Source organism: Mycolicibacterium vaccae NBRC 14118 = CIP 105934 (genome assembly GCF_001552715.1).
In the GTDB taxonomy this organism is placed as follows: Bacteria; Actinomycetota; Actinomycetes; order Mycobacteriales; family Mycobacteriaceae; genus Mycobacterium; species Mycobacterium vaccae.
On record NZ_BCRS01000288.1, the window covers coordinates 1 to 3,237 of the forward strand.

Genomic DNA, 3,237 nt, shown 5'->3' on the forward strand with positions numbered 1-3,237 from the left:
CAGGCCGACGATGCGCGCCACGTCCGTCGGCCGCAGCCCGCCCGGGGCCGGACCGCGCACCACCACCCCGGCATTGGGGTTGGCCGCCGTGACCCACTTCGCGGTCGCCGCGCCGGCCGCGCACGAGCGGAGGTCCGCGGGCGTGACCAACACCACCAGATCCGCCGACGACACCGCCGTGTCGCCGGCCGGTCCGGGCCGCCGGGCGACATCGCACACCACTGTCACGCCCGCGCGACTGCCTGCCGCGATCACCGCTTCGAGCGGGGCGGGATCCACCTCGTTGCTGGGATCGTCACCAGACAACACCCGGCTTCCGGACAGCACGCTGACGCCACGACGGTGGGGCAGCGCGTCGCGCAGCGCGGAGAAGCTGACCCGCCCGCCCGCCAGCGAAAGATCCGGCCAACGCAGGCCGGGTTCGGTCTCACTGCCGAGCACCAGATCGAGGCCGCCGCCCCACGGATCCCCGTCGATCAGCAGCGAGTTCGCCGCGATCTTCGCCAAAGCTGTCGCGAACACGGAAGCGCCGCCCCCGCCACGACCGGCCAGCACCGCCACCACGGGGCCCCGCACCCCGGCGTGGCGTGCCGCCTCGGTGGCGTCGGCGAGTTCGGCCATCAGCTCGCGGTCGTCGGTGGGTAACGTCACGACGCGCTGCGCGCCGATCGCCACCGCGGCCTCCCAGTCGTCCGGTCCGGGCGCGTCGCCGCTGATCAGGAGCACTCTGGGACGCCGGGGCAGCCTCCGCGCAGCGCACCGGCAGGCCGCCGCCGCGTCGACGAGGACCGCCGCGGCGCCGGTCCACACCCGATGACTGGACGGATCCGTCGCGCGCACCACCTGCATGCCTGCGGCGGCGACAACGCGGTCGATGTCGGCGCTGAGCACCGGATCATCGACCAGAACCAGGATGGCCTCGGCAACGGTCATGGCTTCGAGCCTGAGCCCGCGCCGCCCCGCGCACCAGGGTGCGGGCAACGATCTGTGGATCAAAATCACACTGTGGACAACTGCCGCGGTATGCGTGCGTGCCCAGCGAAAACAACGTTCCGCAACGCCGACAAGAGGGGCGTGATCTATCCGGAACGCGAAATACCCCAGAAAAGGGACGACCCCCGCCAGGGGGGGAGGAGGCGGAGGTCGTCGTGTATCAGCCCCGGGGGGGTCGGGCTGATGCACACCCGGCATAAGCCGAGTAATGACAACTATACACACGCATGACAGGGCCGGCGCAAGTACCGAAACGGGAACAAGTCGGTCAAGGACCAGGAAAGATGCAGTCGCAGACAGGTGTCGTGAACTGCCAATTTGTACGATCTGCCGTCATCTGTCACGCACACCCACCCTTATGCTGGCGAAGTGACCCCACCCGAGCCGGCCACCGAGGACAGCAACACGCCCACCACGCCGACTCCACCGGACCGTCCGGTGCGCACAGCAGCGTTCTTCGACCTCGACAAAACTGTCATCGCGAAATCCAGCACTTTGGCTTTCAGCAAACCGTTCTTCAGCCAGGGGCTAATCAACCGGCGCACTGTTCTGAAGTCGAGTTACGCGCAATTCCTATTCCTGATGTCCGGCGCGGACCACGAACAGATGGACCGCATGCGCTCCTACATCACCAACATGTGCGCCGGCTGGGATGTCGAGCAGGTGAAGGCGATCGTCGGGGAGACCCTGCACGAGATCGTCGACCCGCTGGTGTTCGCTGAAGCCGCAGAGCTCATCGCCGACCACAAACTGTGCGGACGCGATGTCGTGGTCGTTTCCGCGTCGGGCGAGGAGATCGTGGCGCCCATCGCCCGCGCGCTGGGGGCCACCCACGCGATGGCGACGCGGATGGTGGTCGAAGACGGCAAGTACACCGGCGAGATCGCCTTCTACTGCTACGGCGAGGGCAAGGTCGAAGCCATCCGCGCGCTGGCCGATCGCGAGGGTTACGCGCTCGAGCATTGCTACGCATACTCCGACTCGATCACCGACCTGCCGATGCTGGAACTGGTCGGGCACCCCACCGCGGTCAACCCGGACAGGGCGCTGCGTAAAGAGGCGGTGGCACGCGGCTGGCCGGTCCGCACGTTCTCCAAGCCGGTGTCCCTGCGCGACCGGATCCCGGCACCGTCCGGGGCGGCCGTGGCGACCACCGCCGCCGTCGGCGTGAGCGCGCTGGCGGCGGGGGCGCTCACGTACTCGCTGCTGCGCCGATTCGCGTTCTGATACCAGCTACTCGCCGGTACGGAAGCATTGCTGAAGCGCGACATCACAATCCGGGCGCACAACGGCGTTTACCCCTTGATGTGACCGTGGTCACGTAGTACAAAGGAATCACGGAAGCTGGGTGAGGCCAAGGCCGAGCCGGAAGAGAAGGCTCGGCCTCCCGACCTCAGCTCCCTAGCACGGGTCCCGGAACCCACGCGGAGCACATACCGCCATATAGGTACGAGCGTTGCGGGCCTGCGTAATTGCGAAGATCGGACGGCAACACCGACCCCTTGGGTGGGGCCGCAGCCGTAGCGGAGCGCAAGGACGCCGAGGCCACCCACGCAACCCACACGGCACGCTTGGCCTCCGGTGACCCGTGCTAGCGGGCGGTGAGCCGATACGGTCGCAAGACCTATCGGGTCACCGCCCGCTTCACGTTTGCTGAGCGATTCGGCTCAGGAGGTCGCGTTCTGCGCGATCGCCAGGGCTTCGCGGGCGCCGGCGTGCAGCCCCTCGCTGCTGAGCACGAGCCACGCCGCCAGACCGTCCGGCGTCCCGGACGCGAAGCCCCTGGCCGCGGCGCGGTAGTCGCCGGAGCGCCGCATCCAGTGCACTTCGGGCACTCCGAGACCGTGCGGATCCAAGCCGCTGGCGATGGTGATCAGCCTGGACACCGCACGCGCGACGACACCGTCGGCGACGCCGAACGGTTCCAGCGTCAGCAGCTCCCCGTGCGCGACGGCGGCCAGCACCGTCGCCGGTACCCGCGTGCCGCCGGTGGCCAAGTCGGCCAGGAGTTCCAGCCGTCGTCCGGTGCCTTCCCGGGGCCGGCCCAGTGCGTCGTCGTCGACCAGGTCCGACGCGGCCAGCGCGTGCAGCCTCGCGATGGCCTGCAGCGGTGCGCGCCGCCACACGCCGACCAGCGCCCCTTCCCCGCCTTCGAGCGCCTCGGCGACGCGCAGCGCCCCGGCCAGCACCGGGTCGCGGTCGCCGTCCGGCGCGAACTGCAGCGGTCCGCCGTCGAGCACCGAC

General features: G+C 69.4%; 3 protein-coding genes. 1 reads left to right on the top strand and 2 read right to left on the bottom strand.

Annotation, left to right across the window (positions count from 1 at the left end; genetic code table 11):
• On the bottom strand, window positions 1–933 hold a 933-nt coding region (gene ssd, locus MVA01S_RS29190; protein ID WP_060941814.1), incomplete at its 3' end, for a septum site-determining protein Ssd.
• Between the two features lie 429 nt (window positions 934–1,362).
• Here ssd and MVA01S_RS29195 point away from each other — a divergent pair.
• Window positions 1,363–2,220, top strand: a complete 858-nt coding sequence (locus tag MVA01S_RS29195; protein WP_003931729.1) for an HAD-IB family hydrolase — start codon at window positions 1,363–1,365, stop codon at window positions 2,218–2,220.
• Between the two features lie 440 nt (window positions 2,221–2,660).
• On the opposite strand, the gene MVA01S_RS29200 is transcribed toward MVA01S_RS29195, so the two are convergent.
• A partial coding sequence (locus MVA01S_RS29200) for a Fic family protein (protein WP_060941815.1) occupies window positions 2,661–3,237 on the bottom strand: 577 nt, incomplete at its 5' end.